Origin of the sequence: Enterobacter cloacae complex sp. SHL001, from assembly GCF_049236825.1 — a bacterium.
In the GTDB taxonomy this organism is placed as follows: Bacteria; Pseudomonadota; Gammaproteobacteria; order Enterobacterales; family Enterobacteriaceae; genus Enterobacter; species Enterobacter hormaechei_C.
Genome location: NZ_JBMKIP010000001.1, coordinates 361,402 through 388,323, shown reverse-complemented (window position 1 = coordinate 388,323; position 26,922 = coordinate 361,402). Strand labels below are relative to the sequence as shown.

Below are 26,922 nucleotides of genomic sequence, written 5' to 3'. Positions count from 1 at the left end.
ATACTCAGGAGCACTCTCAATTATGTTTAAGAATGCATTTGCTAACCTGCAAAAGGTCGGTAAATCGCTGATGCTGCCAGTATCCGTACTGCCTATCGCAGGTATCCTGCTGGGTGTCGGTTCTGCAAACTTCAGCTGGCTGCCAGCCGTAGTTTCCCACGTGATGGCCGAAGCAGGCGGTTCTGTTTTTGCTAACATGCCGCTGATCTTCGCTATCGGTGTTGCTCTGGGCTTCACCAATAACGACGGTGTATCCGCGCTGGCGTCCGTTGTTGCTTACGGCATCATGGTGAAAACCATGGCTGTGGTTGCGCCGCTGGTACTGCATTTACCTGCTGAAGAGATTGCCGCTAAGCATCTGGCGGACACCGGTGTTCTCGGTGGTATCATCTCCGGTGCGATTGCAGCGTATATGTTTAACCGCTTCTATCGCATCAAGCTGCCTGAGTATCTGGGCTTCTTCGCGGGTAAACGTTTTGTGCCGATCATTTCTGGTCTGGCCGCGATTTTCACCGGTGTGGTTCTGTCTTTCATCTGGCCACCAATCGGTACGGCAATCCAGACCTTCTCTCAGTGGGCGGCTTACCAGAACCCGGTTGTGGCGTTCGGTATCTACGGCTTCATTGAGCGCTGCCTGGTACCATTTGGTCTGCACCACATCTGGAACGTTCCATTCCAGATGCAGATTGGTGAATACACCAACGCAGCAGGCCAGGTGTTCCACGGCGACATCCCACGCTACATGGCGGGTGACCCAACGGCAGGTAAACTGTCTGGTGGCTTCCTGTTCAAAATGTACGGTCTGCCGGCCGCCGCAATTGCGATCTGGCACTCTGCTAAACCAGAGAACCGTGCAAAAGTGGGCGGTATCATGATCTCCGCAGCGCTGACCTCGTTCCTGACCGGTATCACCGAGCCGATCGAGTTCTCCTTCATGTTCGTTGCGCCGATCCTGTACATCATCCACGCGGTACTGGCAGGTCTGGCATTCCCAATCTGTATCCTGCTGGGTATGCGTGACGGTACGTCCTTCTCTCACGGTCTGATCGACTTCATCGTTCTGTCCGGTAACAGCAGCAAGCTGTGGCTGTTCCCAATTGTGGGTGCGGGCTACGCAGTGGTGTACTACACCGTCTTCCGTGTGCTGATCAAAGCACTGGACCTGAAAACGCCGGGTCGTGAAGATGCAACGGAAGACAGCAAAGCCGGTGCGACCAGCGAAATGGCGCCTGCTCTGGTAGCTGCCTTCGGTGGTAAAGAGAACATCACTAACCTGGACGCGTGTATCACTCGTCTGCGTGTGAGCGTTGCTGACGTTGCGAAAGTAGACCAGCCGGGTCTGAAAAAGCTGGGCGCAGCGGGCGTCGTTGTTGCAGGTTCTGGTGTTCAGGCAATCTTCGGTACGAAATCCGATAACCTGAAAACCGAAATGGATGAGTACATCCGCAACAACTAAGCTGTGACCTGGGGAGACTAAGGCAGCCGAATGGCTGCCTTTTTTATTACTGCGATTTGTGGTGCCGGGTGGTGGCGGCGTCTTACCCGGCCTACGTGATGGGTAGGCCCGGTAAGCGCAGCGCCACCGGGCTTCTGTCATTCAGAAATCGTAGCTCGCGCTCACCGAGACGTTCAGCGGCGCGCCATAAACCGCATACGATCCGACGTAATCGTAATACTCTTTGTCGAACAGGTTGTTGACGTTAGCCTGCACCGCAAAATCTTTGGTGACCTGATAACGGCTGAACAGGTTCACCAGCCCATAGCTGCCTTGCTCCGCGCGGGAACGTCCTGCCGGGCCGCCTTCCACGTCCGTCCACACTTTGTTCTGCCAGTTTACGCCACCGCCCACGGTCAGTTCCGGCAGCATTGGCAACTGATAGCGGGTGAAGAGCTTCATGGTTGTGCGCGGCTGATCGGAGCTGACGGCGTTGCCATTCTTATCTTCTGCGATGTAACGCGTCGCGCCGAAGGTCAGCTGCCAGTTATCGGTCAGGGCACCGTTGAGCTCGAACTCGACCCCTTTGCTGACCACCCCGTCCAGCGATTCATAGATCGACTCACCGCTCGGCATGTAGGTATAGGTGTTGCTGGCGACGTTATCCTGCTCAATGCGGAAAATCGCCAGCGAGGTGGTGAGGCGGGTATTAAACCAGTCCGCCTTCACCCCGGCTTCGTAGCTTTTACCCGTGGTAGGGTCAAGATAACGTCCGCTGACATCGCGCTTATCCTGCGGCTGGAAGATAGAGGTATAGCTGACGTAGGTCGACCAGTCCTCATTGATGTCATACACCAGGCCGGCGTACGGCGTGACATCATCTTTGGTGCTTTCCAGACGGGTATTCGGCGATCCTGCCGGGTTATAACGAATGTTATATTGGGTGTAGCGCGCGCCCAGGATCAGGTGCAGCGGATCGGCCAGCGAGAAACGAGCCGACGAATAGGCTGAAGACTGGCGAATATCATCCTTGCTGTAGAGTTTCCACGGCGTCCACTGGGGATCGGCGATGTTCCCGTTCCAGTTATTAAAGTTGCCGACATCAACCATGCCGTATACCGCATCCGGCATGGAGTTGTCGTAATGGTTACGCTGACGGCTGAAGCTGCCGCCGAACATCATTTCGTGCTGACGGCCAAAGAGATCGAAGCCGCCGCGCAGGAAGGCGTCAACCGCATCCTGTTTACGTTCCCCACGGTTCCAGCCGCCGTAACCCACCAGGCCCGCACCGGTCTCTTTATCCGGATAGCCGGACATATACATCAGTTTGGAGTCGAAGTTGGTTTCAGCGTGCATACCGTTGATGTGCGCTTCCCAGCCATTATCGAAACGCTGAGTCAGGTTAGCGAAGATGCGGGTGCTGTCTTTATCTGAATAAGCCCAGTCAGGTGCGACAGTCTGGCTGCGATTGTAGTGGGTCTTACTTCCGTCGCTGTACCAGGTCGGCAGCCCGCCCCAGGTTGGGTCGGCGGTATGGCTTTCCTGATACTCATACCCTACCGAGAGGGTGGTGCTGTCGGTGACATCCGCGTCCATCACACCGTAGAGGAATTTCTTCCGGTAGTGGTAGTTATCCACGAAGCTGTCGTTGTCCTGATAACCGGTAATCAGACGGCCCCGTACCTTACCTGACTCTACCAGCGGCGCCTGGAGATCCAGCACGTAGCGCTGCTTGTCCCAGCTGCCGTAGCTGGCGGAGACGTTACCTTTAAATTCCGGGCTGTCCGCGTGCTTACGCACCATATTAACGTACGCCGCCGGGTTGCCGGTGCCGGACATCAGGCCGGTGGCACCGCGAACCACTTCGATGCGGTCATAAATCGCGGTATCCGCGGCGGTATCACCAAAGTTCCACACTTCACTGATGGAGGTTGGCAGGTCGTCATAGGCGTAGTTGCTGACGAAAAAGCCGCGTGAGTAAAACACGGTACGGTCGCTGTCCTGCACCTGGGCCGTAATGCCCGTGGTATTCGTCAGCACCTGTCCGATGGATTGCAGATTCTGGTCAGCCATACGTTGCTGGCTGATAACGCTGACGGACTGTGGGATGTCGCGGGGAACCAGCAACAGTTTGGTGCCGGTGGTGGTAGTTTTTACGCTGTAATCCTGATCCTGGCTGGCAGAAAGATCCTGTGTGTTGTCAAAACCCCCGTCTACGACGACGGTATCTTCGGTGGTTGAAGCAGCGAAAGCGGCGGTTGGCGTCAATGCCATAGCAATGCAGGCGGCCAGCAACGAAGGTGTTGCGGCAGGCTGATGTTGCCCATCCCTGGTGTGATTAATGAAAGACATCATCAAACCCTTAGTGAATGGTGAAGGTAATTCGCGACAGTCCCGCTAGCACGGGCTGACGTCGTTTTCTATGTTAAAAATGCGCATGAAAATGCAAATGCGAAATATACGCATTGTGATTAACGCTGTAAACAGATGTTTCGGGATGAACTGAAATAAGGTTTCAGAAAAGAAATGTCCTAAAGCGATGCCTCTTCAGCCAGATGGCAGACAATCAGGAAAGAAATCACGGGAGAAGGTTGAAAGGACAGGAGAAACTCGCTCATACTCTTGTCTTGTGTCACGCAGTAAATCAGACAATGTGTGTTAACAACGGACGCACGACGCCAGATTAAACTTAAAAGGAAAAGGTCATGGCTGAAGAAACGATTTTCAGTAAAATTATCCGCCGCGAAATTCCGTCGGATATTGTCTATCAGGATGAACTGGTCACGGCTTTCCGCGACATTTCTCCCCAGGCGCCGACGCACATCCTTATTATTCCCAATATTCTGATCCCGACCGTTAATGACGTTAAAACCGAGCATGAAGTGGCGCTGGGCCGTATGCTTACGGTAGCCGCGAAAATCGCAGAGCAGGAAGGGATTGCTGAAGACGGATACCGTCTGATCATGAACTGTAATCGCCATGGCGGCCAGGAAGTCTATCATATTCATATGCATCTGCTGGGTGGACGTCCACTGGGACCGATGCTGGCACATAAAGGTCTTTAATATGTTAACTGGGCGTATTGCAGCGCTGATCGTGACGCTGGTAATGGTTGGGTGCAGCGCGCGTCCCGCCATCCCGGTCAGTGAAGAACAGACGCTGGTGATGGAGTCCTCAGTGCTTGCTGCGGGCATCACGGCGGAGAAACCTTCGCTGACCATAAGCGAAATCCAGTCTTCAGCCTCCTCTATGCTCTATAACGAAAGGCAAGAGCCAGTGACGGTGCATTATCGCTTCTACTGGTATGACGTGAGAGGTCTTGAGATGCACCCGCTTGAGGTGCCGCGCAGCGTGACCATCCCGGCAAGATCGTCAGTCACGCTCTACGGCAGCGCCAGCTATCTGGGTGCACATAAGGTGAGACTTTATCTTTATTTGTAAGGAGTGAACCTTGATTAAAACAATGAGCCGTTATGCGCTCCTGAGTGCTTTTGCACTCTTTCTGGCGGGTTGTGTGACGCGAACGGAAGAACCAGCACCGGTAGATCAGGCGAAGCCGGGAACGGAACAGCCAACAACGCCAGCGCAGCCTGTTCCAACCGTGCCGTCTGTACCGACCATTCCGGCGCAGCCTGGCCCGATCGAACATCCGGACGACACCGCACAGCCTGCGCCGCGAGTACGCCACTATGACTGGAACGGCGCGATGCAGCCGATGGTGGGCAAAATGTTGCAGGCACAGGGCGTTACGCCCGGCAGCGTGCTGCTGGTGGACAGCGTGAACAACCGTACAAACGGTTCCCTGAATGCGGGAGAAGCGACGGAAACCCTGCGCAACGCGCTGGCAAACAACGGTAAATTTACGCTGGTCTCAGCTCAGCAGCTCGCGGTCGCCAAGCAGCAGCTTGGTCTGTCGCCTCAGGACAGCCTGGGTTCGCGCAGTAAAGCGATTGGTATTGCCCGCAACGTTGGCGCGCAGTATGTCCTTTATTCTAACGCGACAGGCAACGTGAACACGCCGTCGTTGCAGATGCAGTTAATGCTGGTTCAGACCGGCGAAATTATCTGGTCAGGTAAAGGTGCCGTTACGCAACAATAAGCGCACGCGTCATGACGTCCTGACGCGTTATTTCCCTCAGTACCGTGTTATCGCGCCGCAAGCCCCCGCCGGGCTTGGCGGCGCGAGTTGCATTATTGAGCGTGGCGACCATCGGCTGGTTTTACGTCAGCATCACGATGCCGCCGCGCCTGCCTCCCATTTTCGTCGCCAGTTCCGCGCCCTGAAGCGCCTGCCCGCTGACCTTGCGCCACAACCTCATCTCTTTATCAGAGACTGGATGGCGGTGGCGTTTATTGCGGGTGAGATCAAAAGCGAGCTTCCCGATACGCCTGCGCTTGCAGCCATGCTGTATCATCTGCATCGCCAGCCGCGTCTGGGCTGGCGGGTAACGTTACTTCCTTTGCTGGATCACTACTGGCAGCAGGCTGCGCCTGGACGACGCACGCCCTACTGGCTGGCGCAGCTTAAGCGGCTACGCAGAGCGAGAGAGCCGCAGGCGTTACGTCTGGCGCCGCTGCATATGGATGTCCACGCGGGTAATATCGTTCATACCACGGCAGGCGAGAAACTTATCGACTGGGAATATGCCGGAGACGGTGACGTGGCGCTCGAACTCGCTGCGGTCTGGATGCCTGATGAGGCGTCGCGCGAGCAGCTGATAACCGCCTATGCCCGAAACGCCAACATCAATGCGCTCACCCTTGCGCGGCAGGTCGCGCGCTGGCGTCCGTGGGTGTTGATGCTGATGGCGGGATGGTTTGAAATGCGCCTTCAGCAGACAGATGACAAACAATTTATTGCGCTGGCAAATGATGCCTGGCGTCAGTTACAAACGAAAGGATAAGAGAGGTAGGTGTGGGTCCAGTAATGTTGGATGTCGAAGGGTTTGAGCTGGATGCGGAAGAGCGCGAAATTCTGGCGCATCCGCTGGTAGGGGGGCTGATTCTTTTCACCCGCAATTATCATGATCCGGAGCAGTTGCGTGAGCTGGTTCGCCAGATCCGTGCGGCGTCGCGCAATCACCTGGTGGTGGCCGTAGACCAGGAAGGTGGGCGTGTGCAGCGTTTCCGCGAAGGGTTTACCCGTTTACCCGCCGCGCAATCTTTTGCTGCGCTGCTGGGGATCGAAGAGGGCGGTCAACTGGCGCAGGACGCCGGCTGGCTGATGGCCAGCGAGATGATCGCCATGGATATCGACATCAGCTTCGCCCCGGTGCTGGACGTAGGACACATTAGCGCGGCAATTGGTGAGCGTTCGTATCATGACGATCCGCGTATTGCGCTGGCAATGGCGACGCGCTTTATTGACGGTATGCATGCTGCGGGCATGAAAACCACCGGCAAACATTTCCCGGGCCACGGGGCGGTGACGGCGGATTCCCATAAAGAAACCCCGCGCGATCCGCGCCCGGAAGCAGACATTCGCGCCAAAGACATGTCGGTTTTCCGCTCGCTGATCGCTGATAACAAGCTGGATGCCATCATGCCTGCGCACGTCATCTACAGTGAGATCGATCCGCGTCCGGCCAGCGGCTCTCCGCACTGGCTGAAAACCGTGCTGCGTCAGGAATTAGGCTTCAATGGCGTAATTTTCTCTGACGATTTATCCATGGAAGGGGCGGCGATCATGGGAAGCTATGCCGAACGTGGGCAGGCTTCGCTGGATGCGGGTTGCGATATGATCCTCGTCTGCAATAATCGTAAAGGGGCGGTGAGCGTGCTGGATAACCTGTCGCCGATCAATGCTGAACGTGTTACACAATTGTATCATAAAGGTTCATTTAGTCGTCAGGAGCTGATGGACTCGGCGCGCTGGAAAACGGTAAACGCCCGGCTTGAAGCCCTGAACGAGCGCTGGCAGGCACATAAAGCAGCCCTTTAATTCATCCCGGAAGGCGTAGCGTGGTGAGACGATGATCATTTATTTACACGGTTTTGACTCAAACAGTCCTGGTAATCATGAGAAAGTGCTGCAATTGCAGTTTATCGATCCGGATGTCCGGCTGATCAGTTACAGCACACGTCATCCGAAGCATGACATGCAGCATCTGCTTAAAGAAGTGGATAAAATGTTGCAGCTCAATATCGACGATCGCCCGCTGATCTGCGGCGTGGGGTTAGGAGGATACTGGGCAGAGCGCATCGGTTTTTTGTGCGATATCCGTCAGGTCATTTTTAATCCTAACCTCTTTCCAAACGAAAACATGGAAGGCAAAATCGATCGCCCGGAGGAGTACGCCGACATCGCAACTAAATGCGTGAGCAATTTCCGTGAAAAGAACCGCGATCGGTGTCTGGTGATCCTTTCCCGCAACGATGAAGCGCTGAACAGCTCCCGCGCCGCCGAGCTTCTGCACCATTACTACGAAATTGTCTGGGACGAAGAGCAGACCCACAAGTTCAAAAACATTTCCCCGCACTTGCAGCGTATTAAAGCCTTTAAAACGCTGGGCTAATCTCCCTGAACCTGATAAAGGCCCGGTACGTGAAAGCGTACCGGGCCTCTTTTTTGTCAGAGTTGTCTACTTTTAAACCATCAAAACTTGATACATATCAATTTTGGTATGACCAATGCGCCTGACGTGCTATTCTCAATGAATCTGAATGGTTTCAGCGCAGTAACCTGTTGTTAATTAAGGGTTATTTATATAACTTTTAATTAACAATTGGTTAATAATTTGAGGGGGTCACGTTGACTACGCCATTGAAAAAGATAGTGATTGTCGGCGGTGGTGCTGGCGGACTGGAGCTCGCGACACAGCTGGGTAAGAAGCTGGGTCGCGGTAAGAAAGCCAAAATCACGCTGGTGGATCGTAACCACAGTCATCTGTGGAAGCCGTTACTGCACGAAGTGGCGACCGGGTCGCTGGATGAGGGCGTGGATGCGCTGAGCTATCTGGCGCATGCGCGTAACCACCACTTCCAGTTCCAGCTGGGTTCGGTGGTGGATATCAATCGTGAAAACAAAACCATCACGCTGGCTGAGCTGCGTGATGATAAAGGCGAGTTGCTGGTTCCTGAGCGCAAGCTGGCCTATGACACGCTGGTGATGGCCCTGGGCAGTACCTCCAATGATTTCAACACCCCAGGCGTAAAAGAGCACTGCATCTTCCTGGATAACCCGCATCAGGCGCGTCGTTTCCATCAGGAGATGCTTAACCTGTTCCTGAAGTACACCAATAACATGGGTGCTAACGGCAAGGTCAACATTGCTATCGTGGGCGGCGGCGCAACGGGCGTTGAATTATCGGCGGAGTTGCACAATGCGGTCAAACAGCTGCACAGCTACGGCTACAAAGGGCTGACTAACGAAGCGCTGAATGTGACGCTGGTGGAAGCAGGTGAACGTATTCTGCCTGCGCTGCCGCCGCGTATTTCCGGCGCGGCGCACAACGAGCTGACCAAACTGGGCGTGCGCGTGCTGACACAGACCATGGTGACCAGCGCGGATGAGGGCGGCCTGCATACCAAAGACGGCGAATATATCCAGGCCGACCTGATGGTTTGGGCTGCGGGGATCAAAGCGCCTGATTTCATGAAAGATATCGGTGGGCTGGAGACGAACCGCATTAACCAGCTGGTGACAGAGCCGACGCTGCAAACCACGCGCGATCCGGACATCTTCGCCATTGGCGACTGTGCCTCCTGCGCACGTCCGGAAGGCGGATTTGTACCGCCTCGCGCTCAGGCCGCACACCAGATGGCAAGCCTCGTGCTGCATAACATCCTGGCACAGATGAAAGGCAAACCGATGAAAGCCTATGTCTACAAAGACCACGGCTCTCTGGTGTCGCTCTCAAACTTCTCCACCGTGGGCAGCCTGATGGGTAACCTGATGCGCGGCTCCATGATGGTGGAAGGGCGCATCGCCCGCTTCGTGTACATTTCTCTGTATCGTATGCACCAGATTGCGCTGCACGGCTACTTCAAAACCGGCCTGATGATGCTGGTTGGCCGCATCAACCGCGTGATCCGTCCACGCCTGAAGCTGCACTAATTTCTCTCTCCCTCCGGGCCCTCCGGAGGGAATTCTTAGCACATCATGCTGTGCATTTCCCTCCTGACGCTTAAGAGTTCTCTTAAACCCACGTTGTCCCGGTCAACCGCCCTGATTTTGATCCTTTATCTTATTGGCGAAGCGTTTATTGCGCTGCAAAATTGCTACCAATTGCAACAAAGGAGGAAGTCCCGTGAATAAATCAATGTTGGCGGGTATAGGGATTGGCGTCGCAGCTGCGTTAGGTGTGGCTGCCGTTGCCAGTCTGAACGTACTTGATCGTGGCCCGCAGTATGCGCAGGTGGTTTCCGCTACACCGATCAAAGAGACGGTCAAGACGCCTCGTCAGGAGTGCCGTAATGTTTCTGTCACCCACCGTCGTCCGGTTCAGGATGAAAACCGTATCGCTGGCTCCGTGCTGGGCGCGGTTGCTGGTGGGGTGATTGGTCATCAGTTTGGTGGCGGCCGTGGTAAGGATGTCGCGACGGTGGTTGGTGCGCTGGGTGGCGGTTATGCCGGTAACCAGGTACAGGGCGCGATGCAGGAAAATGATACCTACACCACAACGCAGCAGCGCTGTAAAACCGTGTATGACAAGTCTGAAAAAATGTTGGGCTACGACGTAACCTACAAAATTGGCGATCAGCAGGGCAAAATCCGCATGGATAAAGATCCTGGCACGCAGATCCCTCTCGACAGCAACGGTCAGCTGATACTGAATAACAAAGTGTAAAAAAGATGTTCTCTGAACTTAGCTCCTCATGCGCTCAGGCTGAGGAGCTTTTTTTTGCGTCAGAGTTTAAGAAGTTCAGGCCACAGGCGCAGCGTTGTTTGCGTAATCCCCTGCAATTTTTCCAGCGTCGCGCCTTCACGGGCGCTGATGGACATCCCCTGTAAAATACAGCTCAGATACTGGGAAAGCTCCTGCGGACGGCAATGCGCCGGTATTTCGCCGCGCTGCTGACGCTGAGCCAGAAACGTGCTGAGCGTCTCCTCCTGCATCGCATGCCGCGATTTGACCGTGTTGGCAATCTCTTTAGACGATGCCGCGAGGGTCGCGGAGGTGTTGATCATAAAACAGCCCGCAGGCGTGTCCTTGCTGGTATAGCAGGTCGCGATTGCCGTGAAATAATCCTGCAATGCCTGCTCAACCGTTTTTTCTTCGCAGAACAGCTGGGCTTCATGTTTTGCCGCGAAGCGCGCGATGTATCTGTCCAGAACGGCCCGGAATAAGCCTTCTTTGTTGGTGAACTCTGCGTACAGGGTAGGGGCTTTCGCGCCCGTTGCTTCCACAAGATCGGAAAGCGACGTAGCTTCATACCCATGCTGCCAGAAGAGCGTCATGGCCTTATCGAGCGCCGCATCCCTGTCGAACACTTTTGGTCGGCCACGGCTTTTCTTCGCGCAACGCGTAACATCGGTTGTCATGTGCCGTTGGTCCTCTGTTGTTTTGTTGAATAGTCATTATAAAAATAAACGTCTGCAACGACCAGCGGTGATTTCTGAAAAATAATTTAATTTTATCTTTATGAAATATAAGGCAAATGAAATTAATTTAACGACCATTATAAAAATGGGTTGACGTGTGACCTGGATCACATCTATCATTTACCTATCGATCGTTAACTAAATAACTAACGACCACTACATCATCTGCCTAAAGGTATAAAATCATGAAAAACGTTAAAACCCTCATCGCTGCCGCCGTTCTGAGTTCACTCTCTTTCGCAAGCTTCGCTGCTGTTGAAGTGCAATCCACGCCAGCAGACCAGCAGAAAGTCGGTACCATCTCTGCCACTGCCGGGACTAATCTGGGCTCTCTGGAAGATCAGCTGGCACAAAAAGCTGACGAAATGGGTGCGAAATCATTCCGCATCACCTCTGTGACCGGTCCTAACACCCTGCACGGTACCGCTGTTATCTACAAATAAGCGTAACGCAACCCTCCGTTATGCCACTGCAATAAAAAACGCCCTGCTGATGCAGGGCGTTTGTCGTTATTACTGCTTTACATTGATTGCTGAGCAACCTCATGATGCCGCGTGACATCGGTTGGCATCCCCGAGCGCGCTTCCATCGCCCGCTCCATCACCGCGCCATCGGTATTGGCATTCGTTTTAAAGCTCACCATCGAGGCATTCAGATTAATCGGCAGCGTCTGCGGATCGTCATTGATGTTTTTCGATAGCGGCTGGTGGATCTCAACCAGACGGACGCCACCCGGCTCTTCAGACACTTTAATCGGCGTATTAATGATATTCACTTTCGTGCCAGGGGCGATCACGCGGTAGAGCGTTTTGATATCGTCATCGCGCAGGCGAATGCAGCCGGAGCTGACGCGCATCCCGATCCCGAAATCCGCATTCGTTCCGTGCAGAAGATAAACCCCACCGTATGCCGCCAGGCGAATCGCATGGTGCCCCATCGGATTATCCGGGCCAGCAGGCACCACGGCAGGCAGGTCGATACCTTGAGCTTTATAACGGGCGCGAATGTTTGCCGTCGGGGTCCAGGTTGGATTAGCGCGCTTATCAGAGACGGTGGTGACCATGGTAGGCGTGAGCGTATCGCCCCCCAACTGACCAATACCGATAGGGTAGACGGTCACTTCGTTCTTGCCCGGCGGGTAGTAATACAGACGCAGCTCGGCGAGGTTAATCACAATGCCCTGACGCGGCGCGTCCGGCAGGATGGTTTGCAGCGGAATCGTCAGTACGCTGCCTGCACGGGGCACGTATGGATCTACGCCCGGGTTGGCCTGCAACAGCGCCAGGAACCCGACGTTATATTTTTTGGCAATCGCTTCCAGCGAACCGCCATCGTTTTCAACCACGTGAAAGCGGTTTTCACCTACGACGTTGCTGCCGGCAGGCGGAAGAGGCCAGGTATTGGCGCGAGCAGGGAGCGCGACGGCAACCGTCGCGGCCAGCGCAAACAGAGTTAACCAGCGGGTAAAACGCGAAGAAATCATCATTATCATAATCCATACAAATGATAAGGTTATTGTTTTATAAGGCCTTAATGATAATTATGGCGAATGTATAGTCGGGAAGTTCGGGCGAAGTGCAAAGAGTTTGTAAATTGTCCCCCCGCCAGCCGGGCGCTGGCGGGGGAAACCGTTATGCGATGGCGTTCTCTTCCAGCTGACGCATAAAGTTACGCACCCAGTCCATGCGGGTTTTACGTTCCGTCAGATCCTGAGTAAATTTCAGACGCGTCGGGCCATCAAGACGGAAATGCTGCGGCTGTTTTTGCAGGAGGCCAATCAGCCACATCGGATCGACGTGGTTCTTCTCGGCAAACTCAATGACGCCGCCTTTCTCATTGCCTTCAAGTTTGCGAATGCCCAGCTTCTGCGCCTGCTGACGCAGGCGGGCAATATCCAGCAGGTTGCGCGCCGCATCGGGCAATATCCCAAAACGGTCAATCAGTTCGACTTTGATCTCTTCCAGCTCGCCTTCGCTTTTCGCGCTGGCAATGCGTTTGTAGAACGACAGACGGGTATTCACGTCAGGAATAAAATCATCCGGCAGCAGAGAAGGCATGCGCAGTTCCACTTCGGTCTGCTGGCTGGTGAGATCTTCCAGAGACGGTTCACGTCCTGCTTTAAGCGCGTCGACGGCATTTTCCAGCAGCTCCATATACAGCGAGAAACCGATGGTTTCCATGGAGCCGCTCTGGTCTTCACCCAGCAGCTCACCGGCGCCGCGGATCTCCAGGTCGTGGGTCGCCAGCGCAAAGCCAGCACCCAGATCTTCCAGCGAGGCGATAGCTTCCAGACGCTTTTGCGCGTCGGTGGTCATCGCCTTCGGATGCGGCGTCAGCAGCCAGGCGTAGGCCTGATGGTGCGAGCGCCCGACGCGCCCGCGCAGCTGGTGCAGCTGGGCCAGGCCGAAGTGATCCGCACGTTCGATAATGATGGTGTTCGCCGTTGGAATGTCGATCCCGGTCTCAATGATGGTGGTACACACCAGCACGTTGAAACGCTGGTGGTGGAAATCGTTCATCACCCGCTCCAGCTCGCGCTCGCGCATCTGGCCGTGACCAATGGCGATGCGCGCTTCCGGTACCAGCTCTGCCAGCCTGTCGGCGGCTTTCTGAATATTTTCAACGTCGTTATACAGGTAATACACCTGGCCGCCGCGCAGCACTTCGCGCAGGATCGCCTCGCGCACCACCAGATTGTCGTACTCGCGAACAAAGGTTTTCACCGCCAGACGGCGCGCCGGTGGGGTGGCGATTATCGACAGATCGCGCATGCCGCTCATCGCCATGTTCAGGGTGCGCGGGATCGGCGTTGCGGTCAGGGTCAGAATGTCGACGTCGGCGCGCATCGCTTTGATGCGCTCTTTATGGCGCACCCCGAAGCGGTGCTCTTCATCCACGATCAGCAGCCCCAGATCTTTCCACTTCACGTCGCTTTGCAGCAGCTTGTGAGTGCCGATCAGAATATCAATTTTGCCTTCGCTTGCCTGTTCCAGGATTTGCGTCTGCTCTTTGGCGCTGCGAAAACGCGACAGCATCTCAATGCGCACCGGCCAGTTGGCGAAGCGGTCGCGGAAGTTGTCGAAGTGCTGCTGGGCGAGGAGGGTAGTCGGCACCAGCACCGCCACCTGCTTGTTGTTTTCCACCGCCAGGAAGGCGGCACGCATCGCCACTTCGGTTTTGCCGAAGCCCACGTCACCGCAGACCAGGCGGTCCATGGCCAGCGGCTGGCACATGTCGCTCAGCACGGCGTTAATGGCCTGGGCCTGATCCGGCGTAGTTTCAAACGGGAAGCTGTCGCAGAACAGCTGATACTGCTCTTTATCATGCTTAAACGCATAGCCCTCTTTGGCCGCACGCTGGGCGTAAATATCCAGCAGCTCGGCGGCCACGTCGCGCACTTTTTCCGCTGCCTTCTGGCGCGCGCGCGCCCAGGCATCGCCGCCCAGCTTATGCAGCGGCGCGTTGTCTTCCGCGCCCCCGGCGTAGCGACTGATTAGGTGCAGGGACGACACCGGCACGTACAGTTTGGCGTCGTTGGCGTAGGTCAGCATCAGGTATTCACCTTTGATGCCGCCTGCTTCGAGGGTGGTCATCCCCTGATAGCGACCCACCCCGTGTTCAAGGTGAACGATCGGCTGACCGGGGTGCAGTTCGGCCAGGTTACGGATCAGGGTGTCCGGGTTGATGGTGCGACGGCTGTCCTGACGACGGCGCGCGACGCGCTCGCCCAGCAGGTCGCTTTCACAAATCAACGCCAGGTTATTGAGCGTATCAATGAATCCGTGCTCGGCGGCGCCGATCATCAGGTAACGGCCATTTCCGGTCGCTTCGCTCAGGCGAAGAATGCGTTTCGGCGCAACTTTGATCCGTCCCAGCAGTTCGCCCAGCGCTTCACGGCGACCCTCACTTTCAACGGAGAAGACCACCGGCCCGGTGAAGGACTCAAGAAACTTGCGCAGATTATCAAGCGGGGATTTCTGCTGCGCCTGGACGGCCAGGTCAGGCAGCGTCCGGAACGCGAGATTGGTGTTCGCCGCCTTCTCGGCAAGCGCGTCGGTTTTGAGCTGCATGCGCGGCCAGCGTTTCAGCTCGGCGTTCAGCTCGTCGGTACGTAGCCACAGCATTTCCGGCGGCAGCAGCGGACGCATCGGGTCAACGCCCCGGTTTTCAAAGCGGGCGCGCGTTTCGCTTTCAAAGCGGCTGGCACTGGCGTCGATATCCCCGGTGTTAACAATCAGCGTATTCGCCGGGAAGTAGCTGAACAGCGCCGGCAGCGGTTCGTTAAAGAACAGGGGCTGCCAGTACTCGATCCCGGCCGGAAGGGTGCCCTTGCTGACTTGCTGGTAGATATGTTCGGCATCGCGCTTCACGTCGAACCTGTCGCGCCACTGGCTGCGGAACAGCTCGATGGCGGTTTTATCCGTCGGGAACTCATGGGCGGGCAGTAGGTTAATGGAGTCCACTTCCTCCAGCGTGCGCTGGGTGTCAGCGTCGAACACGCGCAGGCTGTCGATCTCATCATCAAAGAAATCCAGACGATATGGCCGATCGCTGCCCATCGGATAGAGATCCAGCAGCGCACCGCGCGTCGCATATTCGCCGTGCTCCATCACCTGGTCGACATGTCGATAGCCGGCTCCGTCCAGCTGCACGCGCAGGGCATCGCGCGACAGGCGCTGGCCTTTTTTCATCACCAGCGCATGGCCGTGCAAATAGCTGTGCGGACAGACGCGCTGCATCAGGGTATTCACCGGTACAATCAGCACGCCGCGCTGCATGGTGGGAAGCTGATACAGCGTCGACAGGCGTGAAGAGATGATCTCCTGGTGCGGAGAAAAACTGTCGTAGGGAAGCGTTTCCCAGTCGGCCAGGCTGAACACCAGGCTATCGGTGAACTGACGAATTTCGTCGTGCAGGCGCAGAGCGTTTTGCATGTCCGGGGCAACCAGCACCACCGGCCCTGGATGCCGCTCAGCAATTTCCGCCACCAGGGTGGCGCAGGCCGCGCCCGTGAGTTCGCCCAGCTGGCGCTGGTCGCCCGCTTTGACAGGCAAGGAGTAACGATAGTGTTCAGGCATGGCTATGTCAGAGTCTCTTGGGGATATACCAACAGTATTGGGGCATATCACTGATACGCAATGTCTTTATTATCCTCGATCGTTTTACATAAGCAAATCGTAACCGCACAAGAGGGAAAGTGACCCCGGATGGGTAGAGGGTTCCTCAGTAATTTGAAAGCAGAAGCAATAACGTTGTCTTCAGACTAACTGAGGGCTTTCAGCGATGCCCTGGTCCGGCTGTAAATCGCTGAGGCGTTTCCTGAAGGCCGGGGCGAGGCGCAGGGATGCGCCGAGAGGGCGTGGCCTGCATGGATGCAGGCTCATGCCCGACCCGATAGCCGGAAGGAATAAGCCGAGGGTATCGCGAAGCGACGATTTACCGCCGGGAGCCCGGGTTGCCAGGGTGGTGGCGACTGAGCCACCCTGGCACGTTCACCGCTCGTGCGGTTATAGAATAGCAAGGAATATAAGGTGAACGGAACGAGCACCACAGCTGTATGTTCACCCTCACCCCAGCCCTCTCCCATAGGGAGAGGGAGCCGTCTGTGCAGGCCTTATTTTGTAGTACGCATGGGACAGGGTTAGTTAGCGGGTTGTGGGCACGGGCGAAAGCCGCGCGGGAGGGGAGAAGAAAAGATCGCCAAAGAGGGCGGTTGAGAGCTTACGTGCCCCCAGCCCAACCAGCGTGCAGACGAGCAGGCTGATAAACGGGTAGACCAGAATCAGCGTTAACTCCGCCCAGATCGGCCAGTACGCCGCATTCATTTCGCGGATCAGGAGCAGGCTAAATGCCTCGATTAAAATGCGGTGGGTGGTATATATCGCGATGGTGTTTGAACCGATCACGTTCAGCAGATTATTGGGATGAACGGCATAACGCTGCTCGAAGCTGTAAAAGAGCTTCATGATAACCACGATTGACAGCAGAGAGAGCGGCAGAGGGACGTTAGCGAACCACAGCACCACCGACACCGCACCAGAGGCGATGAGGATCAGCCAGCTGCGGCGCAAATTCATCCCTTTCATCCACGCCATCAACTGCGCGCCGTACCATGCGCCGAGGCTGTAGTAGACCATGTTGCGTACCACGCTGTTCATTCCCCACCACGGTAACGGCAGGAAGTTGATGGCGATGCTTGCCAGCGCCAGAAGCCCCAGCATCGGCAGTTTCCAGCGGCTCAGCAGCTTACAGAGCGTAAAGTAGACCACTAAGGCGTACAAATACCACAGGCTGGTACTGGCCGTGAGCATTCCCCGTACAAACCCTGAAACGGAATCGGCGTAGGCCGCATTGGATGCTGTCGCCAGCTCTCGCTCGGGGGCGAGCCAGGCATTCAGATGAGTCAGCGCCTGCCATTGCAGGACGCCCCACAGGGCCAAAACCCAGACAATGCTCCAGATCCGCTTGTCGAGACTGGTGCGCCAGTTCACCTCGTCAATATATCGACGGATCAAATAGCCGGAGATAAAGAAAAACACCGGCATACGGAACGGGGCAAGGTAAAGATTAAAGTAGACCCAGCATTTGGCGAGCAGGCCCGATAACGGATGCTGTAGCCCGTCCAGGTGAGGATAAAAGGTGATCACCGAGTGGTAAATCACCACCAGGCAGATGCACAGACCTTTTATCTGGTTAATCCATAATGCTTTTTGTTTCATTGTGCGTGACGACCTTGTTGCCATAAACGAAAGGACGATTGTTGTAAAATGAAACCCTGATGTAACGGGTAACAGTCTGTATCAGGACGATTTTCGGAAAAGGTGGAGGCTGTCTGGTTGAAGTTCAGTCAGTAGTATGATGATTTATCTGAATTTTTCGGAAAAATGATTACCGAATCTTACGGTTTCAGTCATTTACGCTTAGCGGATTCGCTTATATACTCGTGGGTCTGCTATCAGCAAACAGACGGATTTCATGTATCAACCTGTCGCACTCTTTATAGGCTTACGTTACATGCGTGGGCGCGCCGCGGACCGCTTCGGTCGCTTTGTCTCCTGGCTTTCGACTATTGGCATTACGCTTGGCGTGATGGCACTGGTGACGGTGCTTTCCGTCATGAACGGCTTCGAGCGCGAGCTGCAAAACAATATCCTGGGGCTGATGCCGCAGGCCGTTCTCTCTTCCACTCAGGGTTCCGTTAATCCGCAACAGCTGCCGGAAAGCGCGGTGAAGTTACAGGGTGTCACGCGCGTTGCGCCGCTCACGACGGGCGATGTGGTGCTGCAAAGCGCCCGTAGCGTGGCGGTCGGGGTGATGCTGGGTATCGATCCGGCGCAAAAAGATCCGCTGACGCCGTTCCTGGTCAATGTGAAACAAACCGACCTGGAAGCGGGTAAATACAACGTCATCCTCGGCGAGCAGCTTGCCGGGCAGCTCGGGGTCAACCGTGGCGATCAGCTGCGCGTGATGGTGCCGTCAGCCAGTCAGTTTACGCCGATGGGGCGTCTGCCAAGCCAGCGTCTGTTCAACGTGATTGGCACGTTTGCGGCGAACAGCGAAGTTGATGGTTACCAGATGCTGGTGAACATTCAGGACGCCTCGCGTCTGATGCGCTACCCGGCGGGAAATATCACCGGCTGGCGTCTGTGGCTTGATGCGCCGCTGAAGGTGGATACCCTTAGCCAGCAGACGCTACCGGAAGGGACGAAATGGCAGGACTGGCGCGACCGGAAGGGCGAACTTTTCCAGGCCGTGCGCATGGAGAAAAACATGATGGGGCTGCTGCTGAGCCTGATCGTGGCCGTTGCCGCGTTTAATATCATCACCTCGCTCGGGCTGATGGTGATGGAGAAGCAAGGCGAAGTCGCCATTCTGCAAACTCAGGGGCTGACTCCGCGCCAGATCATGGCGGTATTTATGGTCCAGGGCGCCAGCGCCGGCATCATCGGCGCGCTGCTCGGCGCGGCGCTGGGTGCGCTGCTCGCCTGCCAGCTCAACAATCTCATGCCGATTATTGGCGCGCTGCTTGATGGCGCGGCGCTGCCGGTGGCAATCGAGCCGCTCCAGGTGGTCGGTATTGCGCTGGCCGCGATGGCCATTGCGCTGCTTTCTACGCTTTATCCTTCCTGGCGGGCTGCCGCTACTCAACCCGCTGAGGCTTTACGTTATGAATAAGATCCTGTTGCAGTGCGACAACCTGTCCAAACGCTATCAGGAAGGCACTGTGCAGACCGACGTGTTGCACAATGTGAGTTTTAGCGTGGGCGAAGGCGAGATGATGGCGATTGTCGGTAGCTCTGGCTCCGGTAAAAGTACGTTGCTGCACCTGCTTGGCGGGCTGGACACGCCAACCGAAGGCGATGTGATCTTCTCCGGGCAGCCGCTGAGTAAAATGTCGTCTACGGCGAAAGCCGAGCTGCGTAACCGCGAGCTGGGCTTTATCTATCAGTTCCACCATCTGCTGCCGGACTTTACGGCGCTGGAAAACGTCGCAATGCCGCTGCTGATTGGTAAAAAGAAACCCGCGGAAATTAATGCCCGCGCCAGCGACATGCTAAAAGCGGTAGGGCTGGGTCATCGCGGGAATCACCGTCCGTCTGAGCTTTCCGGCGGTGAGCGTCAGCGTGTGGCCATCGCCCGTGCGCTGGTCAACAACCCGCGCCTGGTGCTGGCGGATGAACCGACAGGTAACCTCGATGCGCGTAACGCAGACAGCATTTTCCAGCTTCTCGGCGAACTGAACGCCGCGCAGGGAACCGCGTTTCTGGTGGTCACCCACGATTTACAACTGGCTAAGCGGATGGGGCGTCAGCTGGAAATGCGCGACGGTCGTCTGAATGCTGAACTGACGCTGATGGGAGCGGAGTAATGGCTTCACCGTTATCGTTACTCATCGGGTTACGCTTTAGCCGCGGTCGTCGCCGGAGCGGGATGGTATCCCTTATCTCCGTGATCTCCACCATCGGTATCGCCCTGGGCGTGGCGGTGTTGATCGTGGGCTTAAGCGCCATGAACGGCTTTGAGCGTGAACTGAATAACCGCATTCTGGCCGTTGTCCCCCACGGTGAAATCGAGCCGGCTAACCAGCCGTGGTCCAACTGGCGTGATGCCCTTAACAAAGTGGAAAAGGTGCCCGGCATTGCGGCGGCTGCACCTTACATCAACTTTACCGGGCTGGTAGAGAGCGGGGTAAACCTGCGCGCCATTCAGGTGAAAGGGGTAAATCCTCGTCAGGAAGAGCGTCTGAGTGCGCTGCCGCGCTATGTGCAAAATGGCGCATGGGCAAACTTTAAGGCTGGCGAGCAGCAGATCATCATGGGCAAAGGCGTTGCCGATGCGCTGAAGGTGAAGCAGGGCGACTGGGTCTCGATCATGATCCCGAACGCCAGCGCTGATCACAAATTGCAGCAGCCTAAGCGCGTACGTCTGCACGTCACCGGTATTTTGCAGCTGAGCGGCCAGCTCGATCACAGCTTCGCGATGGTGCCGCTGGAAGATGCGCGCCAGTATCTGGATATGAGCGACAGCGTGACGGGCATTGCCATTAAGGTTAACGACGTCTTCAACGCCAATAAACTGGTGCGTGACGCTGGCAGCGTGACCAATAACTATGTCTACATCAAAAGCTGGATCGGCACTTACGGGTATATGTACCGTGATATCCAGATGATCCGCGCGATTATGTATCTGGCGATGGTGCTGGTGATTGGGGTGGCGTGTTTTAATATCGTCTCGACGCTGGTCATGGCCGTTAAGGATAAGAGCGGCGACATCGCCGTGCTGCGTACCTTAGGGGCGAAAGACGGTCTTATTCGCGCCATCTTCGTCTGGTACGGTTTGCTGGCGGGGCTGTTTGGCAGCCTTTGCGGTGTGGCGATCGGCGTGGTGGTTTCCCTTCAGCTGACGCCGATTATTAACGGAATTGAAGCGCTTATTGGCCATCAGTTCCTGTCAGGCGATATCTATTTTATTGACTTCCTGCCGTCTGAACTGCACTGGCTGGACGTTATTTATGTGCTGGTGACAGCACTTTTACTGAGTCTGCTGGCAAGCTGGTATCCGGCGCGTCGCGCAAGCCGAATTGATCCGGCGAGGGTATTAAGTGGCCAGTAATTTCGTCATGGTTTAGCGGTCTTTTGGCCGCTGAATCAAACAGAGGAATGCATCATGTATTACGGATTTGATATTGGCGGCACCAAGATTGCGCTCGGCGTGTTCGATAAAGACCTTAAGCTACAATGGGAAACCCGCGTACCCACGCCGCGCGAAAGCTACGATGAATTTTTAACCGCCATTGCCGCGCTGGTGGCGCAAGCGGATGAACGCTTTGGCGTCAAAGGCAGCGTCGGCATTGGTATTCCGGGTATGCCCGAAACCGACGATGGCACGCTGTATGCCGCCAACGTTCCTGCTGCCAGCGGCAAACCGCTGCGTGCCGATCTTTCTGCTCTCCTTGAGCGCGACGTGCGCTTAGACAACGATGCCAACTGTTTTGCTCTCTCAGAGGCCTGGGACGACGAGTTTCGTCGCTATCCGCTGGTTATGGGGCTGATCCTCGGAACCGGCGTGGGGGGCGGGATAGTCATTAACGGTAAGCCCATTACCGGGCGCAGCTACATTACCGGCGAATTTGGTCATATCCGTCTGCCGGTGGATGCGCTGGATGTTGTCGGACGTGATTTCCCGTTGATCCGCTGCGGTTGTGGTCAGCACGGCTGTATTGAGAGTTACCTTTCAGGCCGTGGGTTTGCATGGCTTTATGAACACTTCTATCATCAGAAACATGACGCCCCCCAAATCATTACCCTGTGGGAACAAGGGGATGCGCAGGCGCGAGAGCACGTTGAACGCTATCTCGACTTGCTGGCCGTGTGCCTGGGGAATATCCTGACCATCGTCGACCCGGATCTGCTGGTGATCGGGGGAGGGCTGTCAAATTTCACTGCGATTACGGAACAGTTGTCCGGGCGTCTGCCCCGACATTTATTGCCGGTCGCCCGCGTGCCGCGCATTGAGCGTGCGCGACACGGGGACGCAGGAGGCATGCGCGGAGCCGCATTCCTTCATCTCACCGATTAGTTTACGAGGTTATTATGCTGTCGCGTCGCCAGGGTCGACTCAGCCGTTTTCGCAAAAATAAACGCCGCTTACGTGAACGCCTGCGTCAGCGGATCTTTTTCAGAGACAGGATGATGCCAGAAGCGATGGATAAACCCAGAGTGGTGGTGTTGACCGGGGCGGGGATCTCCGCCGAATCCGGTATTCAGACCTTCCGCGCGGCGGACGGACTGTGGGAAGAACACCGAGTTGAAGATGTGGCGACGCCGGAAGGTTTCGCCCGCGACCCGGCGCTGGTGCAGGCGTTCTACAACGCCCGCCGTCGCCAGCTTCAGCAGCCGGAGATTGCACCGAATGCGGCGCACCTGGCGCTGGCAAAGCTGGAGGAAGCGCTGGGGGATCGTTTTCTGCTGGTCACGCAGAACATCGACAATCTTCACGAAAGGGCCGGAAACCACAACATCATTCACATGCACGGCGAACTGCTCAAGGTGCGGTGCGCATGGAGTGGTCAGGTGCTGGACTGGAAAGAGGACGTGCTGGACGAAGACCGCTGCCACTGCTGTCAGTTCCCTTCGCGTCTGCGTCCGCATGTGGTCTGGTTTGGCGAAATGCCGCTGGGAATGGATGAGATCTACAGCGCCCTGGCTATGGCGGACGTCTTTATCGCCATTGGTACCTCAGGACATGTCTATCCGGCGGCAGGATTTGTTCACGAAGCGCGACTGCAAGGTGCCCATACGGTGGAGCTTAATCTGGAGCCAAGCCAGGTCGGGAGCGAGTTTGAAGAGAAACATTACGGTCTGGCGAGCGAGGTGGTGCCAGCCTTTGTGGATAAACTCCTGAAGGGGCTGTAAGAGTAACGGGCGACATTGCGTCGCCCGTTACGCATTAACGGCCTGCTTTTAGCTTCTGATAATACTCTTCATACAGGCGGCTCGCGTCACCGACGTCGTTCTGCCATTCCCCTTTGCTGATGGTTTCAGCGTCCGGATAAAGCGATTTATCATTTGCCACTTCAGGGCTGAGCAGCTTCCGCGCGGCCAGGTTTGGCGTCGGGTAGCCGATGGTTTCCGCCACCTCTTTTGCCACATCCGGGCGCAGCAGGAAATTGATCAGCTTCAGGGCGCCCTCGACGTTTTTCGCATTCGCCGGGATCGCGAGGCTGTCCATCCAGAAGATGCCGCCCTCCTTCGGCCAGACCACCTCCAGCGGCGTCCCGGCCTGACGCGCCACAAACGCAGAGCCGTTCCAGACCATACCCAGATTCACTTCACCTTCCATATACGGGTTAGCCGGGTTATCCGAGTTGAACGCCGCCACGTTTGGCATCAGCTTTTTCAGTTCGTTATACGCCGCTTCGATCTCTTTCGGATCGGTGGTGTTACCGGAATAGCCGAGTTTACGCAGCGCAACCTGGAACACTTCGCGCGCATCGTCGGTTAACAGCAGGCTGCTTTTGTATTCCGGCTTCCACAGGTCAGCCCAGGATGAAACCGTTTTTGGATCAATGGCATCGCTGTTGACGCCAATTGCCGTCGCGCCCCAGATGTACGGAATGGAGTAGTCGTTGTTCGGGTCGAACGGCTTGTTTAGCATCTCAGGATCGAGGTTTGAAAAATTGGTTAGCTTCGTTTTGTCGATCTTCTGGATCATGCCTTCTTTGCGCATCTTGTCGACGAAATAGGTCGACGGCACCACCAGGTCATACGCGCCATCTTTATAGGTTTTGAGCTTGGCGTACATGGTTTCATTCGACTCGTAGGTCGAATAGATCACCTTGATGCCCGTCTCTTTGGTGAACTGCTCCAGCAGGCCCGGCGGCACATACTCGGTCCAGTTGTAGAAATAGAGCGTTTTGCTGTCATCAGCATGCGCGGCGCCCATTCCGAGCACCAGTGCCGCAGCGGCAAGCATTTTTTTCATTTCTGTGTCCCCTGAGATTTTGTTTTATCACGAGCAATAACCTGGCTGGCAATTACCAGAACCAGCGATAACACCAACAGAATAGTCGCCAGCGCGTTCACTTCGGGTGAAACACCGACTTTAACCATTGAGTAGATCTTCAACGGCAGAATTTCATAGCTCGGCCCGGTGACGAAGGAGGACACGACCACGTCGTCCATCGACAGGGTAAAGCTGAGCAGCCATCCTGCTGCCACGGCGGGCATCGCCAGCGGCAGAATGATTTTGCGCAGAATGGTCATCTCGCTCGCACCCAGATCTTTCGCCGCTTCCAGCATGCGTACGTCGAACCCTTTCAGACGCGCGTAGACGGTTACCACCACAAACGGCAGACAGAAGGTGATATGCGAGAACAGCAGCGACCAGAAACCGAGCTGGACGCCCAGCAGCATAAACAGCACCAGCAGTGAAATGGCCATCACGATATCCGGGGACATCATCACCACAAACAGCATGCCACTGACGAACGGCTTACCGCGAAAACGGTAGCGGTACAGCGCCACGGCGGTCAGCGAGCCAATCAGCGTCGCGAAGGTGGCAGAAAATACCGCCATCGTCAGCGAGTGCTGAGCGGCCTGTAGCAGGCTGTCATTGTTCATCAGCAGGCCATACCATTTGGTGGTAAACCCTTGCCAGTTGATCCCGAAGCGTGAGCTGTTAAAGGAGTTCACGATCAAAATGATTATCGGAATATAGAGATACGCATAAATGGCGGTCATAAAACCGCCGCGAAGCAGTCGACCGATCATTCCAGCTCCACCTTCTTATTCAGCAGGCGTGATGCACGCCAGTAAACCAGCAGCATCAGTCCCATCACCACCGTCAGCGTTATGCTGGTGGCCGAGCCGAACGGCCAGTCGCGGATATTCAGGAACTGGCTCTTAATCACGTTACCGATCAGCAGGTTTTTCGCCCCGCCCATCAGGTCCGAGACGTAGAACAGGCCCATCGCAGGCAGCATGACCAGCAGACAGCCGGCGATAATACCCGGCATGGTCAGCGGAATAATGATGCGGACAAAAGTTTGTAACTTACTGGCGCCCAGGTCTTTCGCCGCTTCCAGCAGCGGCTTATCGAGCTTTTCAATGCTGGAGTAGAGCGGCATCACCATAAACGGCAGCAGGATATAGACCAGGCCGATAATCACCGCGCCCGGGGTGAACATGATGCGGATCGGCGTCTCGATCACCCCCAGCCACAGCAGAAACTCGTTCAGATAACCTTTGGTGCTGAGGAAGATTTTCAGCCCGTAGATGCGGATTAACGAGTTGGTCCAGAAGGGTACAATCAGTAAAAACAGCAGCAGCGGCCGTACTTTTTGCGGCAGGCGGGCCAGGAACCAGGCGAATGGATACCCCAGCACCAGACAGGCGAGGGTAGCAATCAGCGCCATATTCAGCGAGTGCAGCAGCACGTCAAAATAGAGCGGATCGAGCAGGCGCGCGTAGTTGTCCAGCGTAAAGACCATCGCCACGAAGTTCGCGTCGTCGCGGGTCAGGAAGCTGGTTACGATGATCATCAGGTTGGGTAGAAAGACAAACAACACAAGCCAACCGACGATCGTGGCAATCACCACATTCTGGAACTTACTTGTGTTCTTCATCAGCCAGTACAACCTCCCAGCTTTCTACCCAGTTGATGACCATTTTCTGATCCAGCGAGTGGTCGAAGTCCGGATCGTCCTCGTTAAAGAACTCGCTGACCATCACCATTTTGCCGTTTTCCAGTTCCACAACGGATTCGAGGGTCATCCCTTTGTAGTTGCGTTCGCGAACGTAACCGATCAGACCTTCGACGTCAGCCGTGTCGTGGATCTCATCAACGCGGAGATCTTCCGGGCGCAGCAGGACGTTGAGCTTTTGCCCCTTCTCGACGGCAAAGTTGACGGTAATATTGCATTCGCGGCCTTCCACGTTCGCGCGAACGCGCTGCTCGTCCAGACGCTCAATCACCGTGGCGTTGAAAATATTGATTTCGCCTATAAAGCTGGCGACGAACAGGTTTTTCGGCTCTTCGTAAATTTCACGCGGGGTGCCATCCTGCTCAATCTTGCCGTCGCGCATCACCACGATACGGTCTGACATGGTCAGGGCTTCTTCCTGATCGTGCGTAACAAACACGAACGTGATGCCGAGCTTACGCTGAAGCGCTTTCAGCTCGTTCTGCATCTGCTTGCGCAGCTTGTAGTCCAGCGCGGAGAGGGATTCATCCAGCAGGAGCAGGCGAGGTTTGTTGACCACGGCGCGGGCAATGGCCACACGCTGCTGCTGACCACCGGAAAGTTGATGCGGCTTGCGCTGGGCGAACGCCTCCAGCTGTACCATGCGCAGGGCTTCGGTAACCCGAGGTGGGATCTCGCTGGCCGGTGTTTTTTGCATCCGCAGGCCAAACGCCACGTTCTCAAACACGGTCATGTGCGGGAACAGGGCATAGCTCTGAAAGACGGTATTGACGTGGCGATCTTCGGCTGGAACCTGGGTTATGTCCTGGTTCTCAAGATGGATATGGCCGTTATCGACGCTTTCCAGCCCGGCGATAAGGCGCAGGACGGTGGTTTTGCCGCAGCCGGAGGGGCCGAGCAGCGTGAGAAACTCACCGTCATTGATGGTCAGATTAAGGTCGGAAATGACATCTTTGCCATCGAAACTTTTACGAATTCGTTCCAGTTGCACCAGCGGTGAAAGGGAACGGGGTTGTGTATTCAATTTTCGCGCTGTCCCATATAGACGCCTCAGGCAGCAGACTGAAGCGGGGTTTGTGTGTAACCACCTTGGTGACTCGTAATGAGGGCGGACATTCTACGGCAAACCCATTGAATCGCCAATCCTTCTCACTGATTCATAAGCTACATTTATTAACGCACAACGATATAAACGTAAAAAGTTCTCGTTTGCGGGATAAAAGTGACCTGACGCAATAT

Annotated in this window: 24 protein-coding genes; 15 read left to right on the top strand and 9 right to left on the bottom strand. The window is 55.7% G+C overall.

Annotation, left to right across the window (positions count from 1 at the left end; all coding sequences use genetic code 11):
• The first annotated feature begins 22 nt into the window (after window positions 1-22).
• A complete protein-coding gene (gene ptsG / locus ACOTYH_RS02005) occupies window positions 23-1,456 on the top strand; it encodes a PTS glucose transporter subunit IIBC (RefSeq protein ID WP_003857942.1) in 1,434 nt (477 codons plus the stop codon).
• Window positions 1,457-1,597: 141 nt separating this feature from the next.
• Here the strand turns inward: ptsG and fhuE are convergent, their stop codons facing one another.
• Entirely contained in the window at window positions 1,598-3,787 is a 2,190-nt protein-coding gene (gene fhuE, locus ACOTYH_RS02000) for a ferric-rhodotorulic acid/ferric-coprogen receptor FhuE (RefSeq protein ID WP_126766207.1), read from the bottom strand.
• Window positions 3,788-4,140: 353 nt separating this feature from the next.
• On the opposite strand from fhuE, the gene hinT reads away from it, so the two are divergent.
• The 8 genes from hinT (at window position 4,141) to ACOTYH_RS01960 (ending at window position 10,224) form a co-directional block, all read left to right on the top strand.
• Window positions 4,141-4,500, top strand: a complete 360-nt coding sequence (gene hinT / locus ACOTYH_RS01995) for a purine nucleoside phosphoramidase (protein WP_006809243.1) — start codon at window positions 4,141-4,143, stop codon at window positions 4,498-4,500.
• 1 nt (window position 4,501) lies between these two features.
• Window positions 4,502-4,876, top strand: coding sequence for a YcfL family protein (locus ACOTYH_RS01990; RefSeq protein ID WP_126766182.1), 375 nt, complete (start codon window positions 4,502-4,504; stop codon window positions 4,874-4,876).
• A gap of 13 nt (window positions 4,877-4,889) precedes the next feature.
• Window positions 4,890-5,534 (top strand): penicillin-binding protein activator LpoB, encoded by a 645-nt coding sequence (lpoB, locus tag ACOTYH_RS01985; protein ID WP_085929697.1) that lies wholly within the window; start codon window positions 4,890-4,892, stop codon window positions 5,532-5,534.
• Complete coding sequence (gene thiK / locus ACOTYH_RS01980; RefSeq protein WP_032670940.1) at window positions 5,515-6,339, top strand: thiamine kinase; 825 nt, start codon at window positions 5,515-5,517, stop codon at window positions 6,337-6,339. Before lpoB ends, thiK begins: the two co-directional genes overlap by 20 nt.
• A gap of 11 nt (window positions 6,340-6,350) precedes the next feature.
• The gene (gene nagZ / locus ACOTYH_RS01975; RefSeq protein ID WP_032653224.1) at window positions 6,351-7,376 is read left to right on the top strand and encodes a beta-N-acetylhexosaminidase; all 1,026 of its coding nucleotides are present in this window, start codon (window positions 6,351-6,353) and stop codon (window positions 7,374-7,376) included.
• Between the two features lie 31 nt (window positions 7,377-7,407).
• The gene (gene ycfP / locus ACOTYH_RS01970; RefSeq protein WP_006809239.1) at window positions 7,408-7,950 is read left to right on the top strand and encodes an alpha/beta hydrolase YcfP; all 543 of its coding nucleotides are present in this window, start codon (window positions 7,408-7,410) and stop codon (window positions 7,948-7,950) included.
• A gap of 236 nt (window positions 7,951-8,186) precedes the next feature.
• Window positions 8,187-9,491 (top strand): NAD(P)/FAD-dependent oxidoreductase, encoded by a 1,305-nt coding sequence (locus tag ACOTYH_RS01965; RefSeq protein ID WP_017693633.1) that lies wholly within the window; start codon window positions 8,187-8,189, stop codon window positions 9,489-9,491.
• Between the two features lie 193 nt (window positions 9,492-9,684).
• The gene (locus ACOTYH_RS01960) at window positions 9,685-10,224 is read left to right on the top strand and encodes a glycine zipper 2TM domain-containing protein (protein ID WP_017384715.1); all 540 of its coding nucleotides are present in this window, start codon (window positions 9,685-9,687) and stop codon (window positions 10,222-10,224) included.
• 59 nt (window positions 10,225-10,283) lie between these two features.
• Here ACOTYH_RS01960 and ACOTYH_RS01955 read toward each other — a convergent pair whose 3' ends face one another.
• Window positions 10,284-10,919: a TetR/AcrR family transcriptional regulator gene (locus ACOTYH_RS01955; protein ID WP_015570813.1), complete on the bottom strand. Its 636-nt coding sequence runs from the start codon at window positions 10,917-10,919 to the stop codon at window positions 10,284-10,286.
• Between the two features lie 245 nt (window positions 10,920-11,164).
• On the opposite strand from ACOTYH_RS01955, the gene bhsA reads away from it, so the two are divergent.
• Complete coding sequence (bhsA, locus tag ACOTYH_RS01950) at window positions 11,165-11,422, top strand: multiple stress resistance protein BhsA (protein WP_006809234.1); 258 nt, start codon at window positions 11,165-11,167, stop codon at window positions 11,420-11,422.
• Window positions 11,423-11,499: 77 nt separating this feature from the next.
• On the opposite strand, the gene ldtC is transcribed toward bhsA, so the two are convergent.
• The 3 genes from ldtC to ACOTYH_RS01935 all read right to left on the bottom strand — a co-directional run bounded on the left by ldtC (window position 11,500) and on the right by ACOTYH_RS01935 (window position 17,698).
• Entirely contained in the window at window positions 11,500-12,465 is a 966-nt protein-coding gene (gene ldtC, locus ACOTYH_RS01945; RefSeq protein WP_023303432.1) for a L,D-transpeptidase LdtC, read from the bottom strand.
• 145 nt (window positions 12,466-12,610) lie between these two features.
• Complete coding sequence (gene mfd, locus ACOTYH_RS01940; protein WP_017693631.1) at window positions 12,611-16,057, bottom strand: transcription-repair coupling factor; 3,447 nt, start codon at window positions 16,055-16,057, stop codon at window positions 12,611-12,613.
• A gap of 567 nt (window positions 16,058-16,624) precedes the next feature.
• Window positions 16,625-17,698: an acyltransferase family protein gene (locus ACOTYH_RS01935; RefSeq protein WP_023296315.1), complete on the bottom strand. Its 1,074-nt coding sequence runs from the start codon at window positions 17,696-17,698 to the stop codon at window positions 16,625-16,627.
• A 256-nt stretch (window positions 17,699-17,954) separates the two neighbouring features.
• Here ACOTYH_RS01935 and lolC point away from each other — a divergent pair, with 256 nt between their 5' ends.
• From lolC to cobB, 5 genes are read left to right on the top strand one after another with little or no spacing between them, the layout of a single operon-like run.
• Entirely contained in the window at window positions 17,955-19,154 is a 1,200-nt protein-coding gene (gene lolC / locus ACOTYH_RS01930) for a lipoprotein-releasing ABC transporter permease subunit LolC (RefSeq protein ID WP_421637525.1), read from the top strand.
• Window positions 19,147-19,848, top strand: coding sequence for a lipoprotein-releasing ABC transporter ATP-binding protein LolD (gene lolD, locus ACOTYH_RS01925; RefSeq protein WP_015570809.1), 702 nt, complete (start codon window positions 19,147-19,149; stop codon window positions 19,846-19,848). The genes lolC and lolD overlap by 8 nt, the downstream gene beginning before the upstream one ends.
• Window positions 19,848-21,092, top strand: coding sequence for a lipoprotein-releasing ABC transporter permease subunit LolE (lolE, locus tag ACOTYH_RS01920; protein WP_032619921.1), 1,245 nt, complete (start codon window positions 19,848-19,850; stop codon window positions 21,090-21,092). The genes lolD and lolE overlap by 1 nt, the downstream gene beginning before the upstream one ends.
• A 54-nt stretch (window positions 21,093-21,146) precedes the next feature.
• Entirely contained in the window at window positions 21,147-22,058 is a 912-nt protein-coding gene (nagK, locus tag ACOTYH_RS01915; RefSeq protein WP_032670943.1) for an N-acetylglucosamine kinase, read from the top strand.
• 14 nt (window positions 22,059-22,072) lie between these two features.
• Window positions 22,073-22,894, top strand: a complete 822-nt coding sequence (cobB, locus tag ACOTYH_RS01910; protein ID WP_006809226.1) for a Sir2 family NAD+-dependent deacetylase — start codon at window positions 22,073-22,075, stop codon at window positions 22,892-22,894.
• 34 nt (window positions 22,895-22,928) lie between these two features.
• On the opposite strand, the gene potD is transcribed toward cobB, so the two are convergent.
• From potD to potA, 4 genes are read right to left on the bottom strand one after another with little or no spacing between them, the layout of a single operon-like run.
• Window positions 22,929-23,963, bottom strand: a complete 1,035-nt coding sequence (gene potD / locus ACOTYH_RS01905) for a spermidine/putrescine ABC transporter substrate-binding protein PotD (RefSeq protein ID WP_015570806.1) — start codon at window positions 23,961-23,963, stop codon at window positions 22,929-22,931.
• A complete protein-coding gene (gene potC / locus ACOTYH_RS01900; RefSeq protein ID WP_015570805.1) occupies window positions 23,960-24,751 on the bottom strand; it encodes a spermidine/putrescine ABC transporter permease PotC in 792 nt (263 codons plus the stop codon). Before potC ends, potD begins: the two co-directional genes overlap by 4 nt.
• Window positions 24,748-25,605: a spermidine/putrescine ABC transporter permease PotB gene (gene potB / locus ACOTYH_RS01895; RefSeq protein WP_032670115.1), complete on the bottom strand. Its 858-nt coding sequence runs from the start codon at window positions 25,603-25,605 to the stop codon at window positions 24,748-24,750. The genes potC and potB overlap by 4 nt, the downstream gene beginning before the upstream one ends.
• Window positions 25,589-26,737 (bottom strand): spermidine/putrescine ABC transporter ATP-binding protein PotA, encoded by a 1,149-nt coding sequence (gene potA, locus ACOTYH_RS01890; RefSeq protein ID WP_162837914.1) that lies wholly within the window; start codon window positions 26,735-26,737, stop codon window positions 25,589-25,591. The genes potB and potA overlap by 17 nt, the downstream gene beginning before the upstream one ends.
• Between the last annotated feature and the right edge of the window lie 185 nt (window positions 26,738-26,922).

Coding starts and splice junctions, on each gene's coding strand:
- cobB (WP_006809226.1), top strand. CDS start 22,073: ATGCTGTCGCGTCGCCAGGGTCGACTCAGCCGTTTTCGCAAAAATAAA.
- lolC (WP_421637525.1), top strand. CDS start 17,955: ATGTATCAACCTGTCGCACTCTTTATAGGCTTACGTTACATGCGTGGG.
- lolE (WP_032619921.1), top strand. CDS start 19,848: ATGGCTTCACCGTTATCGTTACTCATCGGGTTACGCTTTAGCCGCGGT.
- ldtC (WP_023303432.1), bottom strand. CDS start 12,465: ATGATGATTTCTTCGCGTTTTACCCGCTGGTTAACTCTGTTTGCGCTG.
- hinT (WP_006809243.1), top strand. CDS start 4,141: ATGGCTGAAGAAACGATTTTCAGTAAAATTATCCGCCGCGAAATTCCG.
- lolD (WP_015570809.1), top strand. CDS start 19,147: ATGAATAAGATCCTGTTGCAGTGCGACAACCTGTCCAAACGCTATCAG.
- potD (WP_015570806.1), bottom strand. CDS start 23,963: ATGAAAAAAATGCTTGCCGCTGCGGCACTGGTGCTCGGAATGGGCGCC.
- potC (WP_015570805.1), bottom strand. CDS start 24,751: ATGATCGGTCGACTGCTTCGCGGCGGTTTTATGACCGCCATTTATGCG.
- potB (WP_032670115.1), bottom strand. CDS start 25,605: ATGAAGAACACAAGTAAGTTCCAGAATGTGGTGATTGCCACGATCGTC.
- nagK (WP_032670943.1), top strand. CDS start 21,147: ATGTATTACGGATTTGATATTGGCGGCACCAAGATTGCGCTCGGCGTG.
- ptsG (WP_003857942.1), top strand. CDS start 23: ATGTTTAAGAATGCATTTGCTAACCTGCAAAAGGTCGGTAAATCGCTG.
- bhsA (WP_006809234.1), top strand. CDS start 11,165: ATGAAAAACGTTAAAACCCTCATCGCTGCCGCCGTTCTGAGTTCACTC.
- ACOTYH_RS01955 (WP_015570813.1), bottom strand. CDS start 10,919: ATGACAACCGATGTTACGCGTTGCGCGAAGAAAAGCCGTGGCCGACCA.
- ACOTYH_RS01935 (WP_023296315.1), bottom strand. CDS start 17,698: ATGAAACAAAAAGCATTATGGATTAACCAGATAAAAGGTCTGTGCATC.
- ACOTYH_RS01990 (WP_126766182.1), top strand. CDS start 4,502: ATGTTAACTGGGCGTATTGCAGCGCTGATCGTGACGCTGGTAATGGTT.
- ycfP (WP_006809239.1), top strand. CDS start 7,408: ATGATCATTTATTTACACGGTTTTGACTCAAACAGTCCTGGTAATCAT.
- mfd (WP_017693631.1), bottom strand. CDS start 16,057: ATGCCTGAACACTATCGTTACTCCTTGCCTGTCAAAGCGGGCGACCAG.
- fhuE (WP_126766207.1), bottom strand. CDS start 3,787: ATGTCTTTCATTAATCACACCAGGGATGGGCAACATCAGCCTGCCGCA.